Annotated in this window: 15 protein-coding genes and 1 pseudogene; 8 read left to right on the forward strand and 8 right to left on the reverse strand. The window is 60.0% G+C overall.

What is annotated here, in order from left to right:
- The 6 genes from GBEM_RS03295 to GBEM_RS03320 form a co-directional block, all read right to left on the reverse strand.
- The gene (locus tag GBEM_RS03295; RefSeq protein ID WP_012529101.1) at positions 1 to 909 is read right to left on the reverse strand and encodes a 4Fe-4S dicluster domain-containing protein; all 909 of its coding nucleotides are present in this window, start codon (positions 907 to 909) and stop codon (positions 1 to 3) included.
- A gap of 45 nt (positions 910 to 954) precedes the next feature.
- Positions 955 to 1,479 (reverse strand): cytochrome c3 family protein, encoded by a 525-nt coding sequence (locus GBEM_RS03300; protein ID WP_012529102.1) that lies wholly within the window; start codon positions 1,477 to 1,479, stop codon positions 955 to 957.
- A 62-nt stretch (positions 1,480 to 1,541) separates the two neighbouring features.
- Complete coding sequence (locus tag GBEM_RS03305) at positions 1,542 to 1,724, reverse strand: hypothetical protein (protein ID WP_012529103.1); 183 nt, start codon at positions 1,722 to 1,724, stop codon at positions 1,542 to 1,544.
- Positions 1,725 to 1,763: 39 nt separating this feature from the next.
- Positions 1,764 to 2,012, reverse strand: coding sequence for a hypothetical protein (locus GBEM_RS03310; RefSeq protein ID WP_012529104.1), 249 nt, complete (start codon positions 2,010 to 2,012; stop codon positions 1,764 to 1,766).
- A 73-nt stretch (positions 2,013 to 2,085) separates the two neighbouring features.
- The gene (locus GBEM_RS03315) at positions 2,086 to 2,472 is read right to left on the reverse strand and encodes a response regulator (protein WP_012529105.1); all 387 of its coding nucleotides are present in this window, start codon (positions 2,470 to 2,472) and stop codon (positions 2,086 to 2,088) included.
- A 77-nt stretch (positions 2,473 to 2,549) separates the two neighbouring features.
- Complete coding sequence (locus tag GBEM_RS03320) at positions 2,550 to 2,801, reverse strand: hypothetical protein (protein WP_012529106.1); 252 nt, start codon at positions 2,799 to 2,801, stop codon at positions 2,550 to 2,552.
- Between the two features lie 554 nt (positions 2,802 to 3,355).
- Between GBEM_RS03320 and GBEM_RS03325 the strand changes: the two genes are divergently transcribed.
- The 8 genes from GBEM_RS03325 to GBEM_RS03360 all read left to right on the forward strand — a co-directional run bounded on the left by GBEM_RS03325 (position 3,356) and on the right by GBEM_RS03360 (position 12,741).
- Positions 3,356 to 4,765, forward strand: coding sequence for a sigma-54-dependent transcriptional regulator (locus GBEM_RS03325; RefSeq protein ID WP_012529107.1), 1,410 nt, complete (start codon positions 3,356 to 3,358; stop codon positions 4,763 to 4,765).
- A 262-nt stretch (positions 4,766 to 5,027) separates the two neighbouring features.
- A complete protein-coding gene (locus GBEM_RS03330; RefSeq protein WP_012529108.1) occupies positions 5,028 to 7,340 on the forward strand; it encodes a hybrid sensor histidine kinase/response regulator in 2,313 nt (770 codons plus the stop codon).
- 7 nt (positions 7,341 to 7,347) lie between these two features.
- Entirely contained in the window at positions 7,348 to 8,772 is a 1,425-nt protein-coding gene (locus GBEM_RS03335; protein ID WP_012529109.1) for a sigma-54-dependent transcriptional regulator, read from the forward strand.
- A gap of 570 nt (positions 8,773 to 9,342) precedes the next feature.
- On the forward strand, positions 9,343 to 9,609 hold the full coding sequence (locus GBEM_RS03340; RefSeq protein WP_012529110.1) for a hypothetical protein: 267 nt from the start codon (positions 9,343 to 9,345) through the stop codon (positions 9,607 to 9,609).
- 29 nt (positions 9,610 to 9,638) lie between these two features.
- Positions 9,639 to 10,298: a DNA-binding transcriptional response regulator gene (locus GBEM_RS03345; RefSeq protein WP_012529111.1), complete on the forward strand. Its 660-nt coding sequence runs from the start codon at positions 9,639 to 9,641 to the stop codon at positions 10,296 to 10,298.
- 45 nt (positions 10,299 to 10,343) lie between these two features.
- A complete protein-coding gene (locus GBEM_RS03350; RefSeq protein ID WP_012529112.1) occupies positions 10,344 to 11,423 on the forward strand; it encodes a multiheme c-type cytochrome in 1,080 nt (359 codons plus the stop codon).
- On the forward strand, positions 11,420 to 12,154 hold the full coding sequence (locus tag GBEM_RS03355) for a cytochrome b/b6 domain-containing protein (RefSeq protein WP_012529113.1): 735 nt from the start codon (positions 11,420 to 11,422) through the stop codon (positions 12,152 to 12,154). Before GBEM_RS03350 ends, GBEM_RS03355 begins: the two co-directional genes overlap by 4 nt.
- 41 nt (positions 12,155 to 12,195) lie before the next feature.
- Positions 12,196 to 12,741, forward strand: a complete 546-nt coding sequence (locus tag GBEM_RS03360) for a hypothetical protein (RefSeq protein ID WP_012529114.1) — start codon at positions 12,196 to 12,198, stop codon at positions 12,739 to 12,741.
- Between the two features lie 72 nt (positions 12,742 to 12,813).
- Here the strand turns inward: GBEM_RS03360 and GBEM_RS03365 are convergent, their stop codons facing one another.
- Together GBEM_RS03365 and GBEM_RS21180 are read right to left on the reverse strand one after the other, a co-directional pair.
- Positions 12,814 to 13,806, reverse strand: a complete 993-nt coding sequence (locus GBEM_RS03365) for a cytochrome c3 family protein (protein ID WP_012529115.1) — start codon at positions 13,804 to 13,806, stop codon at positions 12,814 to 12,816.
- A 384-nt stretch (positions 13,807 to 14,190) separates the two neighbouring features.
- Positions 14,191 to 14,325, reverse strand: a pseudogene (locus GBEM_RS21180) (hypothetical protein); the annotation flags it as partial.
- Between the last annotated feature and the right edge of the window lie 120 nt (positions 14,326 to 14,445).

Genomic DNA, 14,445 nt, shown 5'->3' on the forward strand with positions numbered 1-14,445 from the left:
TTAGGGCTCCTCCTCTTTGGATTCGGTGTCATGTCCCTCTCCCCCCGATTCGTGTTTGGAGAGGAGGTGGATCCCGGAAAAGAGTGCCGGCCAGATGGAAAGCACCATGGGCACCATGCCGAGGAAGTCCTTCACGTTGGAAATGATCGGGTCGTTGCTGAGCGACGGGTCGAAACCGATCTTGTCGAACTCGGTGCCGGAGAGGTAGAGCCAGCTGGTGCCGCCGACCTCCTTTTCACCGTAGACATGGTCTAGGTAGCGGTCGGGGTTCGAGCGGATACGCTCGTGCGCGATCTTGATCAGGTCGGCCCGGTGCCCGAAGGTGAGCGCCTCTTGAGGGCAGATGTCGACGCATGCCGGGGGTTTGCCCACCTTGAGGCGGGTGTCGTAGCAAAGGATGCATTTCTTGATCACCGGGTTGGTGACGCTTTCGTAGTCGTACCCCGGGACGTTGAAGGGGCAGGCGATCATGCAGTTGCGGCAGCCGACGCAGACCTTGGAGTTGTAGATGACCGCCCCCTCCTTGGTCTTCGTATAGGCGTTCACGAAGCACGAGGTGAGGCAGGCCGGTTCGTTGCAGTGGTTGCACTGCACCTTGCGGTAGACGGGGCCTCCGGGCTTTTCCTTCTCGTACTGGTTCACCACCGTGTACGCCTTGGCCGTCGGGCGGCGGGGCTCCTCGAATACCGACTTGTCGTCGAAGGAGGTGTCCGGCTCCGGCAGTTTCTGTTCCTTGTTGCAGGCAGCCTCGCAGCTGCGGCAGCCGATGCAGCGGGTGGTATCCACCAGGACCCCCATCGATTCCGGGTATCCTTCGAAGGAACCACTTGCCCACCCCTTGTTGGTCTTGCCCATCGCTATGGTGGTCCCGCCAATCAGGCACGCCTTCAGGAAGTTTCTTCGTTTCATCAGCGTCCTCCTCAAATCATGAATGAGCTGCTATCGATGTCGATTCTAGTGCTTCTTGGCATGGGCGGGTTTGGCCCCCAGTCGCGAAGAGCTGTTGAACGCCTCTCCCGCTTCCGTGCGGGTATGGCACTCCTGGCAGCCGACCGGACCGGCTCCTTCCTTCTGGTGGCAGCCGATGCAGTTTTGGTGCATGGCCCCTTTGAGCCCCATCTTGTCCTTGTGGTAGCGCTGCTTGTCGGCATGCTTTTCGGCCAAGGTCTCCGGGGAGAAAGGCTGCGCCGAGTGGCACCCCTTGCAGGAGACCACGGCGGTGGGGCTCGAGTTCTGGTGGCACCTGGCGCAATCGGGGTCGAGCACCAGCGTGCCGGTTGTGTGGTGATGGCAGCCGGCGCATTCCTTCAACTGCTGGATGTGCTTCGCGTGGTTGAAGTCGAACGGTTTGTACAGCGTGCCGTTCTGGTTGAGGGTGACGGAGTCGGGAACCGCCGCGCATTGAGCCGCGAGAGGGGTGAACACCGAAATGGCGCCCAGGGAAAGCGCAGCAACTATAAGGTGTTTATAAGAGGACATGTCATGTTCTCCTGGCTGTGAGAGTTGGGGAGGCGGACTCCCTTGAACCGTGCAGCTAGCTACTAGTGATGCGTTTGCGTCTTCGTCTGCTGCTCCTTGTGGTGCAGGTAGCGGTAGAACATCGGGAACCCGATGAAGAAGGCGACGCAGATCAGGTACTCGACCCCCTTGATGTACTGGTAGAAGTCGACCAGAGTGAAGACCTCCTTGATCTGTCCTATCGATCCCAGTGATTGCTCGACCATGGTAGTGGCTCCTTTTTGACGGTAATGAAAGCCTGGCGGCTAGTGCGACTTCACGCGCGACGGCGATTTCTCCTGCTCCTTGCCAAGCCCCTTCAGCATGCCGTAAAGGGTCATCATGGCCGGGATCAACTGCACCACGAGCACCAGTGCGCAAAAGCCCAGGAAAATGAAGATCCCCAGCTTGCTGACGAAGACCTTGCTGGTAGAGGCGGCGAAAGCGTTAGCTGTCGTCATGAAGAAGACTATGGCAGTGTTGACTGCCGCCGACATACGCATTCTCGTTTTCATGGTGTTCCTCCTTTTTAGTTGATGTTGAAAAGGACGTGCCGGGCGCGATACCCGGTTTGTTCCTGGGCTATTGTCATGCGAGCTGCGGTCTCAGGCTGTCGAAGGCGCAGCGCACCGCCTGCCTGATCTCCTCCCTGTCCTCGGCGTTCACCGGTTTCAGCGCGTGGTAGAAAATCCCTTCGCTTCTGAGCTTTCTGGAGAGCGGCAGCGACGCGCCGGCGGCGATCAGTATGATGGTCAGCCTGCGGTTGCACTGCTTTAAGAGCGGTATCAATTCGGCAGCGGTGAACTCGTCGAACTTGGTTCCCAAAAGCACTACCTGGGCCGTCTTCTTCAGTATCCCGGAGAGCGCGCTCTCCACGGAATTGGTAACGATCACGTTGTAGCCGGACTCGATGAACATCTCTGCCATCTGCTTTCTGCAATCCATATCTTCATCCACTATGAGAAGTCCTTGCATGGCTTTACCCTCACATGGCTTGGAACGTTGCAAGCGGGCACCGGACCAAAGGACGCTCGGCCCGGCGGTTTCAGGAGTCACACCCCGGTCTTGTTCTCCTTGACCGCGTCTTGAGCGCGGCTTTCGGCCTCCGAGGAAAAAATACCTTTCACGATGTCAACGAACATGTTCAGGCCGGGGCGCAGCTGGAACAGGATCACCACGGCGATGAAGGCTATGAAAACGATGCCGGCAAGGCCGAGCCCCGTCGATTCTTTTGCTCCGGAGGCGGCCAGGGCCTGGGTTCCGGTAACCAATAGTGACGCTGTAGCTGCGGATAGAAGTTTCATGATAATCTCCTTTCCTTTTTTCAGGTTTCCAGACAGCGGATGACAGCTTTTACCGGCTTGGCTACCTGAATAGCATCGACCGTGCCATATGAATTTTAATTTTATACTTCGTTTAATTTCGGTGAGTTAGCGTGAGGAGAGCGCACGGGAGAGGCGCTTTCAGGGGGGAAATGTATAGGCGGGGTATACACGCGATTTGCCCCCTTCAGAGCCAAAAAGAGGGCTTTTCAGCTAAAAGGGAATGATTTCAGGTACTAAGCTTAGGTAGGGTGGTGTATGGCTATGCAATACACCCGTTTTTCGCTCCGCCGCCTCCCCCGGTGTATAGGGTGAAGCGGCGCACCGAACTGAAGAGGGGAAGCGGGGTGAATGTCTTTTCATGTCTTTTTGTTGACACCAGCTTTATTGTGGGCTATTGATGGACTGCTACTATGCCAGTAGCCTCCTCACAGCGGCAACTTTCAGGACAAAGTGGCTGCACCAGGCTCAACAACCTCGTCTAACCTCATGACAACGTGGCGCATCTATAACTGAAGTATGAAATGGTGGCTTGCATGAATATTCTCGTGGTTGATGATGAGTCTGTGATCAGAGATGGCCTTGCCAGAATACTGGAGGGAGATTCTTTCACGGTGGATACGGCAAAGAGTGGTCATGTCGCCATTGAGCATCTCCAGCAAAAAGAATTCGACCTGATAATAACCGACCTGAAGATGCCGGGGGTGAGCGGATTCGAGGTCCTTGCCGCGGTGAAGACGCTGCAGCCGGATACCCCGGTCATCATGATCACCGGCTTCGCCACTGTGGAGACTGCGGTCGATGCGATGAAAAACGGCACGGTCGACTACATCGTGAAGCCCTTCACCCCGGAACAGATACTGGAAAAGGTGCACCTGGCGCTGGAGCAGAAAAAGAACACGGTGGAAGATCTCTATGTGAAGAAGGAGATCGACTGCCATCACGGCTTCGACCAGTTCATCGGCGACAGCCGGGAGATGCAGAAGGTCTACCGCCGCATCATGCAGGTTGCCGCCACCGACTCAACCGTCCTCATCACCGGGGAGAGCGGCACCGGAAAGGAACTGGCGGCGCGGGCGATCCACAAGAACAGCCCGAGAAGGGACCTTCCCTTCGTCGCCGTCGATTGCACGGCACTTGCCGAAAACCTCCTGGAGAGCGAGCTGTTCGGGCACGTGAAGGGTTCCTTCACCGGCGCGATGCAGACCAAGATGGGGCTCTTCATGGTCGCCGACGGCGGCACGCTGTTCCTGGACGAGGTCTCCAACATAAGCCTCGCCACACAGGCGAAGCTCTTGCGGGCCCTGCAGGAGAGGCAGGTGACTCCCATCGGCGGGACGCAGCCGGTCTCCTTCAACATACACCTCGTAGCCGCGACCAACCGCAACCTGAAGACCATGGTGTCGGAGGGGATCTTCCGCGAAGACCTTTATTTTCGGCTCAACATCATCCCCCTGGACCTCCCCCCCCTGAGGGAGCGCAAGGGGGACATCCCGCTTTTGGTCCGCCACTTCATGAACAAGTTCATGGAGGAGGTAGGGAAGGACCTGCGCGGCATCTCGCCCGAGGCGATGCAGTTTTTGGAAAACTACTCCTACCCCGGCAACGTCAGGGAACTGGTGAACACCCTGGAGCGCGCCGTGGTGCTGGCCGAGGGGGACGTGATCCAGAAGGAGAACCTGGAGCTGGGGGATTCCGCCGAGACCGAGCTTTGCACCGGGTTCGACGGCTTCGTGCCGACCAGCGCCGAGGCCTTGAAGGAGATGAAGCGCCACATCCGCGACCGCTCGGTGGAAAACGTCGAGAAAGCCTTCGTCATCAACGCGCTCAAGCGGAGCAACTGGAACATCTCCCGCGCCGCCGAGGATACCGGGATGCTGCGCCCCAACTTCCAGACCATGCTGAAGCGGCTGGGGATCTCGGTGAAGGACTACTTCGGCAAGTAATCACTGCAGAGCAACTGGTTTGAAACTGGCAAGTCGATCCCTGGCGCACTCATCTGTTCCTTTCCCGCAACATCTCCCCAGTTCTCACTGGACCTGCCGCCGCCTTTGCAGGAACAGTAAAATGTCTAAACCTCCCTGCTACTGCGCCGCGTTCCTGCGCCCTGACAGAAAAACTCCCCTTCAATAGCAAGATTCGATCTCTGTGTTACACTGGGTTCCATTGTTCTTCTCTAACGGTTGTTGCCCAGACAGAGGTCAACCTATGAGCCATGCAGAGAGCAGGAGAAGATTGACCCCATTCAACATCACCATGGCCTATGCCACCTTCGGTGTCGCATGGGGCGCTGCGTCCTGTCTGTTCCCCGCGGTCCTAGCACATCAATCCTTCATGTACGACGCAGTCGAAACAGTGAACCATGCCTTATTCGTATTCGGCACGGCCTGCCTTTTGTACCTGCTGATCAAGCGCAGCGACGGCGAGGCGTCCCGCGGCCGCGAGTCCCTCTCCAGGGTGAACCGGGCGCTCAAGACCTTCAGCGGCTGCAACCAGGCGCTGGTGCGCGCCAGCGGCGAGCTCCAGCTGATGCAGGAGATCTGCCGCACCATCGTCGAGGTGGGGGGGTACCGGCTCGCCTGGGTAGGGGTAGCCGAGCACGACGCCTGGAAGACGGTCCGCCCGGTGGCCCAGTGGGGAGACCGCGACGGTTACCTCACCGACCTGGATCTCAGTTGGGGGGACATAGACCACGGCCGTGGGCCGACCGGGACGGCGATCAGGACCTGTACCACCCAGATCGTGCAGAACATCAAATACGACCCCTCTTGGGCGCTCTGGCGGGAGGCCGGGGTGCAGCACGGCTTCGCCTCCTCCATCTCGCTGCCGCTCGTCGGGAGGGACCGCGCCATGGGGGCGCTGGTGATCTTCGCCGCGGAAAAAAGGGCCTTCGGCAAGGAGGAGGTGAAGCTTCTCGAAGAACTGTCGGCAGACCTTTCTTACGGCATAGAAGCGCTCCGGATGGACGCCGAGCGCAAAAAGGCGGAGAAGGAGATCCTCCTCCTCGCCTCGGTGCTAGAGCAGTCGATGGAGGGGTTGCTCCTTTTGGACAGCGACGGCACCGTGAAGTACGTGAACCCCGCCATCGAGATCATCACCGGCCTCGATGCGGCGGACATCGTCGGGCACGACCTCGCCACGCTCGGCGCCGACGAGGAGAACGGCGGGTTTTACCGTTACCTCTTGGACGCGCTGGAAAAAGGGGAATGCCGGACCGGGCACTTCATCCATACCGACGACGACGGCGACTTCTACGAGATAGACGCGACCCTTTGGTCCATCGCGGACAACATGGGCGCGGTCAGCAATTACGCGGTGCTGATAAAGGACGTGACCCACGAGGTGAAGCTGGAGCGGCAACTGCGCCAGGCCCAGCGGATGGAGGCCATCGCCACGCTCGCCGGGGGGATCGCCCACGACTTCAACAACAACCTGGCCTCGATCATCACCTGCACCGAGATGGCGCGGGACGACGTCCCTCCGGAGAGCCCGCTGCGCGAGTTGCTGGACGTGGTGCTGAAATCGAGCTACCGCGGCAGGAAACTGGTGAAGCAGATCCTCACCTTCTGCTGTCAGGGGGAGCAGGAGAGGCAGCCGGTGCAGATCGAGCCGATCGTCACCGAGTGCCTGAACCTGATGCGCGCCTCGCTCTCCTCCTCCATCAGCATCAGGACCGAGATGGGGGAGAACCTCGGCCTGATCATGGCGGACCCGACCCAGATCCACCAGATCATCATGAACCTGATCGCCAACGCCTCCCATGCCATGCGGCACAAGGGTGGGATGCTGGACGTCGCCGTCGAGAACGTGGGGCTCGACACCGCTGCGGTCGCCGGGTTCCCCGACCTCCCCTCGGGGCGCTACCTGAAGCTGACCGTGAAGGATACCGGGCACGGCATGGACCAAAAGACCATGGAGCGCATCTTCGATCCCTTCTTCACCACCAAGAGCCATTCGGAGGGGACGGGGCTCGGCCTTTCCGTGGTGCACGGCATCGTGAGAAACCACGGCGGTGCCATCTCGGTGAGCAGCAAGCCCGGCGGCGGCGCCACCTTCGAGGTCTACCTCCCCCGCATCGACCAGTCCGGGACGGCACCGGGGGTGGTGGGGGAGCGGGCCGATCTGTCCGGGAGCGGAAGCATCCTCTTCGTGGACGACGAGGAGGACGTGGTCTTTGGCTGCAAAAAAATGCTGGAGCGGCTGGGGTACCAGGTGACTACCGGAGCCGACGGCTTGCAGGCACTGGAACTGTTCCGGGGGAACCCGGAGGGGTTCGACCTGGTGGTCACCGACCAGACCATGCCGCGCATGACCGGGACCGAGCTCTCGCGGGAACTCTTGCAGATACGCCCCGACATCCCGGTCATCCTCTGCACCGGGCTTGGTGCCGCGGCGGAGAAAGCGCAGTTGAAAGAGGAGGCCGAACAGGTTGGGATACGCGAGCTGGCGCTGAAGCCCTTGGACCGTGAGGAGTTCGCGTCGACGATACGGCGGGTGCTGGCGGGAAGGGAGCAGGAGTGAAGAGGCCATGGCGAAGATTCTGATTGTCGACGATGAAGAGACCGTTTGCGAGTCGATGGCGCTGATAGGAAGGCGCAGCGGCCATGAAACGAGCTGCGCCCGCACCCTCGCGGCTGGGCTGGAGCTTGCCAATACCGGGGCCTTTGACTTGGTGTTCTTGGACGTGAAGCTGCCGGACGGCAACGGTCTTGAATTCCTTCCCCGACTGACGCAGGCCCCTTCCAGGCCGGACATCATCATCATGACCGGGTACGGCGATCCCCAGGGGGCGGAACTCGCCATCAACAGCGGCGCCTGGGACTACATCGAGAAGGGGTGCTCCGCCAAGGACATCACCCTGACCCTGGCCCGCGCCCTGGAGTACCGCAAACAGAAGCTGACCCTCGCCGGGGCCAAGGGGGTGGTGGCCCTGAAGCGGGAGAACATCGTCGGGAACAGCGCGAGCCTGAACGCCTGCCTGGACCAGGTGGCCTGCGCCGCCGGGAGCGAGGCGGGGGTCCTCATCATGGGCGAGACCGGGACCGGCAAGGAGCTCTTCGCCCGGGCCGTGCACCAAAACAGCAAGCGGGCGGACAAACAGTTCGTGGTGGTCGATTGCGCGAGCCTGCCGGAAACGCTCGTGGAGAGCATCCTTTTCGGGCACGACAAGGGGGCCTTTACCGGCGCGGAACGCGCGCGCGAGGGACTCGTCGCCGAGGCCAACGGCGGAACTCTTTTCCTCGACGAGGTAGGGGAGCTGCCGCTTGCCACGCAGAAGGCTTTCCTGAGGGTGCTCCAGGAAAGGCGCTTCCGGCCGGTGGGAAGCCCGCGGGAGATCGAGAGCGACTTCAGGCTCGTCGCGGCGACCAACAGGGACTTGAACGCCATGGCGCAGACAGGCGAATTCAGAAGCGACCTCCTCTTCCGGCTCAGCTCCGTGGTCATCAACCTCCCCCCTTTAAGGGAGCGCCGCGACGACATCAAGGAGCTGGCCCGCTACTACATGGACAAGTTCTGCGAGCGCAACGGACTCTCCCCCAAAGGGAGCTGCCCCGAGTTCATGGCCACGCTGATGGCCTACGGCTGGCCCGGCAACATCCGGGAGTTCATCAACACCATCGAGCGCACCGTCATCTCCGCGCGCGAGGAGCCGGTGCTCTTCGCGCAGCATCTCCCCACCGCCATCCGCGCCCAGGTCGCCCAGAGCGGCGTCGGGCACCGGGGGGCGCCGCCTGCAGCCGAGGAGCAGAGCGCGCCGCCGGCGGTCGAGGGCGAGCTCCCGAGGCTCAACGACTTCCGCGAGACCATCTATGCCAAGGCCGAGAAGCAATATCTTGCCGACCTTATGTCGGTTGCCCACAACGACATCCCCGCCGCTTGCAGGCTTTCGGGGCTGTCGCAGTCGCGGCTGTACGCGCTTTTGAAAACCCACGAGTTGCACCGCTCTCCGTAGCTTTTCGCCGGTCTCCCCGGTCGTTCCCGCCGTCCCCTCACTCCCGCCATATTCTCACCTCTCTGCTCTTTCCCTCACCCCCGCTCTCCCAGAGGGCGAGGGGAGACCAGCCACCCGCCTCTTTGTTCTCGTTCCCAAGGTCCACCTTGGGAACGCAATGCCAGTACGAAGCTTCAGCTTCACCCTGGTGCCAAGCTGGAGCTTGGGAACCAGAAAAAACGGCAAACAGATCGCTTGTCCATCCCCTCTCCCTCTGGGAGAGGGTGGCCGAAGGCCGGGTGAGGGAAATGCCATCACTTCATTCTTGCGGCGCAGGAAATTCCTGTGCGGCAGGAAACCTGCCCCAACTGCTGAACCCGCCTCCCTTTAAATCTAACTTGCCGGAATTACAATTATTTTTCTGCCGCTCCTTCCCGCCTCAGTGGCTTCAGCCCGATATCGCCATTTTGTCGGTTCTCTGTCGCTAACTTGCTGTTATCACGCGTTAAATCAAGAAAATACGGTTTCGGCACCCTCTATGCTAATACCTGGGTAACCCCACGGGGAATCAAATGAAAAAAGGAGATAGCCATGAAAAAGGAAACCGAAAATTCACTGGCAGGGAAAGTGACGAGTTGGTCGATCATAGGCGTCGTGCTGGCCGGTACCCTTCTCATCTCCGGCATAGCAGATGTATCCGAGGGGAGCGGGGTCATGGCGAAGCTGTTCCTGTTCTTCATCGGCGCCATCATCGTGGTCCAGGTGATACCGGGCGTCATGCTCTTCAGCGCCATGATCAAGGGGATCTACGGCCTGGTCGGCAAGAAGGCGAAAGCGACGGTGGAAGAGAAGAAGTAGCGAAGCGGCGCTAGGGCGCGAGGTGAGTTATGGACGAGCGGGGAATCATGATAGCGGACCGGGACGCCGACTTCCGCAGCCAAGTGGCTGAGCACTTCAGGAAGGCGGGGTACCGGGTGGAAACGACCGATTCGGCAGTCCATGTACTTTGCAACATTCTGGAGAAACAAACGCCGGTCCTGCTTTTGGGAAACGATTTCGATCAGAAGATCTCATCGGCAGACCTGATCCACCTTTTGAAGAAATGCAACCGCCACCTGCACGTCATCCTCGTCTCCGACGAGATGCCGCTGGCACAGGCCCGGCAGGTGCGCCAGGAAGGGATTTTCTATCACGCCTTGAAACCGGCCGATGCTACGGACAACGAGGAACTGGGACTTGCCGTGGAATGCGCCTTCAACAAGGAGCGCGTCAGATCAGCAGCAACGCCGGAGCCGGCCGTACAGGAAGGGGGATTGCTTTCCTGGCTGGCCCCCCTGGCGGTTCTTGTTTGCGGTACGAGCCTGGTAGCACTGGCCACGGCAGCCAGCATGGAGCAGGGAAGCAGCATGGCGATCTGGTTGTTCCTTGCTTTCTGTGCGCTGCTTCTCGTGACGCAGTTGCTGCCGGTTTTCCGGATCACCCTGCCGGCGCCGATGCGCAAGCTGGGGGCGGTGCGAAAACAGGAAGCGAAGGGCGAAAAGAAATAACCCAAAGCCGCTGGGGGAAGCGATCCCCGGCAAAAGGAGGGGTACGTGAGATACAGGGAAACCGCATTTTTTCTTACGCTGTCGATTGCCGCCTGGGTCTGCCTGAGCGTGTTGGCGCAACCCGGCGCATCGGCTTTTTCCTACGGTGAGGAGGCCGGCAAGAACGAGAGTTGCCTAGCCTGCCACGGCGATTCGGCGCAGGTGCCCAAAGGCTTCTTCATCGACACCAAGCACTTCAACCAGACCACCCACGCCAGGATCGGGTGCGAGGCCTGTCACGCGGCGGTCCCGGCCACCCATCCGGACGGCGCGAAGGTGGCAAGGGCTGGGTGCGGCGAGTGCCATGCCGACGTGGACCGGGAATACGCCACTGGGCTGCACGTCAAAAAGACCACCTGCAACGGTTGCCACAACCCGCACATGGTGCACAGCCCCAAGGAGATCTCCGGGCAGGAGATCAACGCCATGTGCTCCAACTGCCACAACACGCTGGAAATGACGGCCAGGCACGGCGAGTGGCTCCCCCAGTCGGAACTGCACCTGCGGATGCTGCCGTGCATAACCTGCCATACCGGATCGAAGGAGTATTTCATCAGCATGTACATAGTGAAGAGCAAGAACGGTTCGATGTTCGGCAAGCAGGAGGTGGCGGGGTACGACGAGTTGAAGCAGATGTCCGGGGGGAAGGAGATCGTCTCGCTGATCGACAAAAACCGCGACAACTACGTCTCGCTTGAGGAGCTGCGCGTCTTCAACCGCAGCCAGAATTCGCTGCGCCTGCACGGCATGATGACGCCGGTCTCCGTCTCGCACAAGTTCGAGATCCTCGACGACCGCCGCAACTGCACCTTCTGCCACACCTCAGGCCCGGCCCTGATGCAGACAAGCTTCATCGCGGTGCCGGAAGCCGACGGCAGCTACAGCCGCGTGCCGGTGGAAAAGGGAGCGGTCCTGGACGCACTTTACGGCACGCCCGACTTCTACATGATGGGGTCGACCAAGAACGGCGCCTTGAACAAGATCGGCCTCGCCATCATCTGCGGCGGACTGATCATGCCGGTAGGCCACGGCTTTGTGCGCTTCTTGACCCGTAAAAACAGGAACACAAAGGAGCATAAGTCATGAGCGAAAATTCGAGCGAGAAAAAGAGGATCTACCTCCAGCCCTGGCCGGTCCGCATCTGGCACTGGATCAACGCCACCGGCATCATCGTCCTGATCGTAACCGGCGCGCAGATCCGTTTCCCGGAAAGCGTCGCCGTCCTGTCGAGCTACAAGAGCGCCATCGACGTCCACAACGTAACCGGGCTCATCGTCTCCATCTCGTTCTCCTTCTGGTTCTTCTACTACAAGATGGTGAAGAACACCCTGGACAAGCTGTACATCCCGGACGAGGAGGACCTGAAGCACGGCCTGGTGCGCCAACTGCTTTACTACTGCTTCTGGTACTTCCTGGGCAGGCCAAGCCCGTACCATGCCTCGCCCGACCACAAGTTCAACCCGATGCAGAAGTACGCCTACCTAGCCGTCATGTTCGTCCTGATGCCGCTGGTGGGACTTACCGGGATACTGCTTTTGAACGTCACCCCGCTGCGCATCCTCGTCCTCATGTGGGGCGGCATCAAGTTCATCGTTGCGCTGCATTTCCTGTTAGCCTGCTCGCTTCTCGCCTTTCTCTGCACCCACGTCTATCTCGCCACACTGGGCAACTACATAAAGCCGATGCTGATCGGGTGGGAAGACGTGGAAGAGCACGAGGAGAAGCATGTCGAAGCGCCGGCCGCCATACCGGGATACCGCCCGGTGCGCCACTACCCCGAGTACGCCGAGATGCAGCATGAGCAGCGACAAGGATAGTTGTTCCTACGGGCTGCTCCCTTAGGGAAAGGAGAAACGCCATGTCAGGCCATGTCATAGAACAGATAAAGACCAAGCCGGCTGCCGCTTTGGACCGGAGCGTAGAGAGTTCGATTGCTGCCAACCGCTGCCGCGAAGAGCTGGCCAGAAACATCGACGAACTGCACGCGCTTTCCCGCAGGGGACTCTGGGGACTGCTACTGTTCCTTGGCGTGAGCGCTGCCGCCCTTTACCTGAGCCAGATGGAAGCGTGCAGCCTGATCCAGCTCCAGTTGAAGGAGATCTTCGGACCTCCCCCCCCTAGCGATCTGTTGCATGTGGTGCTGGCCGTTTCCTGGCTCTCGGGTTTCGTGCTGATCCTGGGGCGCCGGGGGGCGGACGGCAAACCTGGCTACAACTGGTGCAACATTGCGCTTCCCACCGCCTTCTACCCGCTCTACGTCTTCTCCGATGCAGCCGGCGGCTACTTTCCCGCGGTCTTTTGCGCCGGGCTCGTCCTCTTGCTTTTGGAACACGGCTTTGCCGTGTGCTATGCCCGCAAGGTGATCCGCGAGGCCAACGATAGACTCAGCCGGCTTCCCCTATGACAAAAGCCACAACCGCAGCGACCGATACGAAACCGGCCACTCGTCATCGAGCGGCCGGTCTCGTTTTTACCGCTAGCCGCGCTGGTGACAGGAGTCGCAGTTGCCGGTGACCGAGAAGGCGCTCTTGCCGTCATGGCAGGCACCGCATGACTTGGCCTTATTCATCTCCGCCATCGATACCGGCTTCCCTCCCCTTTTGGTGGGGAAGGTCCTGGTATGGCACTCGCCGCACTTGTACATCCCCAGGTGCGTGGCATGGCTGAACTTGACGTCCCCAACCCGGGAGACCCGGAATTTCACCTCCTGCACCGGGTGGCACTTCTCGCACTGAGCAACAGCGAACGCTTCCTTGGCATTGTGGCACGCACCGCATGATTTCCCCTTTTCCATGGCCGCCATGGTGACCGACTTGCTCGATCCGATAGGGTAGAGTTTGGTGTGGCAGGCGCTGCAGCTGTACATCTCGACGTGCTTTGAGTGGCTGAAGACGGTCGGTCCGGTTTCCTTCACCTTGAACACCACCTGCTTGGGAGTGGGGTGGCACCCGTCGCACTTGGCGAGGGCGAAGGCCTTGCCGCCGTTATGGCAGGCGCCGCACGATTTCCCTTTCTCCATCTCGGCCATCGAGACCGTCTTGTTGGGACCCGTCTTGTACAGGGCGTTGTGGCAGGCGCTGCACTGCATGCTCTTCAGGTGCTTGACGTGGCTGAAGAGCACAGGCCCTGTCTCCTTGACCTGGAAGGTGACGTTCTTCACCTTGTGGCAGCCGGTGCACTTGGCTACGCTGAAGGCCCGCCGGCCGTTATGGCACTTGCCGCACGATTTCCCCTTCTCCATATCCGCCATGGTGTACTTGGTCTTGGCCGTGCGCGGATTTTCATGGCAGCTCTTGCAGCTTACGTTAGGACTCTTGGCGGTTTTCTTTTTCAGGTGCTGTTGATGGCTGAAGACCACCTTCCCCCCGCCATCGGTGTTGTAGGTGACGTCCTTGATATCAAGGGCGTACGCTCCGGATGACCCGACTGCGAGCGCGACCATGACGATGAATGCCGATCTGAATCCCATGGTTATCCTCCTTGTATGCTTTTATGAGCCACGCGTCCCTCTGCTCTGGTAGCCGAAAAACATTTTCACGTCGATCTCTTTAGCATCAGTCGTGCCTAATCTGATTCAAGCACCCCCTTTATGTGCAACTGCCCGTTTTCGCAGGCATTCCCTTTCCGGCGCCTAAGAAGGGTCTTGCGGCTGGAGGCAAAAATGTATAGCGCCGCTATACAGCGGGGCTTTTGGCCCAGCTGCAGTCGGTTGGGAAAACGCATAAGTTCTCTATTGGTAGGCGCTTAGGGGTTCGCCGCGAGATGTATAGAAAAGATATACGTGTGCCAAAAGCAGAAAATCGGGCAGGTAAAGAGGCCCGTTCGCAGTTGCGGCGGGCCATTTATTTCCGGGTCACCCCTGGCCGGTCACCACCAGCACTATGTGCACCAGGATGATCTTTCCTATGGTGGCGAAGGGAAAGACGCAGGCGTACCCCTGGTCGGCCAGGTCGTTGCCGGTCTGCTCCTTGATGTAGCCAAGCCCCGGCGTCGAGGTGTGCTAATGATTGCTTGGCAAGCCGTGCTCTACGCTAAGCGGAGGTGGCGGGGCGGGTCTTGATCCCGGGCTGCAGAGCCGCTGTGGGAGGGGATGTCGCGAAGGAGCGTG

Origin of the sequence: Citrifermentans bemidjiense Bem (assembly GCF_000020725.1) — a bacterium.
Taxonomy (GTDB): Bacteria; Desulfobacterota; Desulfuromonadia; order Geobacterales; family Geobacteraceae; genus Geomonas; species Geomonas bemidjiensis.

What these genes read in the sequence shown, in the direction of transcription:
- GBEM_RS03335 (WP_012529109.1), top strand. Translation starts at nt 7,348, where the DNA reads ATGGCGAAGATTCTGATTGTCGACGATGAAGAGACCGTTTGCGAGTCG.
- GBEM_RS03360 (WP_012529114.1), top strand. Translation starts at nt 12,196, where the DNA reads ATGTCAGGCCATGTCATAGAACAGATAAAGACCAAGCCGGCTGCCGCT.
- GBEM_RS03340 (WP_012529110.1), top strand. Translation starts at nt 9,343, where the DNA reads ATGAAAAAGGAAACCGAAAATTCACTGGCAGGGAAAGTGACGAGTTGG.
- GBEM_RS03310 (WP_012529104.1), bottom strand. Translation starts at nt 2,012, where the DNA reads ATGAAAACGAGAATGCGTATGTCGGCGGCAGTCAACACTGCCATAGTC.
- GBEM_RS03320 (WP_012529106.1), bottom strand. Translation starts at nt 2,801, where the DNA reads ATGAAACTTCTATCCGCAGCTACAGCGTCACTATTGGTTACCGGAACC.
- GBEM_RS03295 (WP_012529101.1), bottom strand. Translation starts at nt 909, where the DNA reads ATGAAACGAAGAAACTTCCTGAAGGCGTGCCTGATTGGCGGGACCACC.
- GBEM_RS03330 (WP_012529108.1), top strand. Translation starts at nt 5,028, where the DNA reads ATGAGCCATGCAGAGAGCAGGAGAAGATTGACCCCATTCAACATCACC.
- GBEM_RS03325 (WP_012529107.1), top strand. Translation starts at nt 3,356, where the DNA reads ATGAATATTCTCGTGGTTGATGATGAGTCTGTGATCAGAGATGGCCTT.
- GBEM_RS03300 (WP_012529102.1), bottom strand. Translation starts at nt 1,479, where the DNA reads ATGTCCTCTTATAAACACCTTATAGTTGCTGCGCTTTCCCTGGGCGCC.
- GBEM_RS03355 (WP_012529113.1), top strand. Translation starts at nt 11,420, where the DNA reads ATGAGCGAAAATTCGAGCGAGAAAAAGAGGATCTACCTCCAGCCCTGG.
- GBEM_RS03315 (WP_012529105.1), bottom strand. Translation starts at nt 2,472, where the DNA reads ATGCAAGGACTTCTCATAGTGGATGAAGATATGGATTGCAGAAAGCAG.
- GBEM_RS03305 (WP_012529103.1), bottom strand. Translation starts at nt 1,724, where the DNA reads ATGGTCGAGCAATCACTGGGATCGATAGGACAGATCAAGGAGGTCTTC.
- GBEM_RS03345 (WP_012529111.1), top strand. Translation starts at nt 9,639, where the DNA reads ATGGACGAGCGGGGAATCATGATAGCGGACCGGGACGCCGACTTCCGC.
- GBEM_RS03365 (WP_012529115.1), bottom strand. Translation starts at nt 13,806, where the DNA reads ATGGGATTCAGATCGGCATTCATCGTCATGGTCGCGCTCGCAGTCGGG.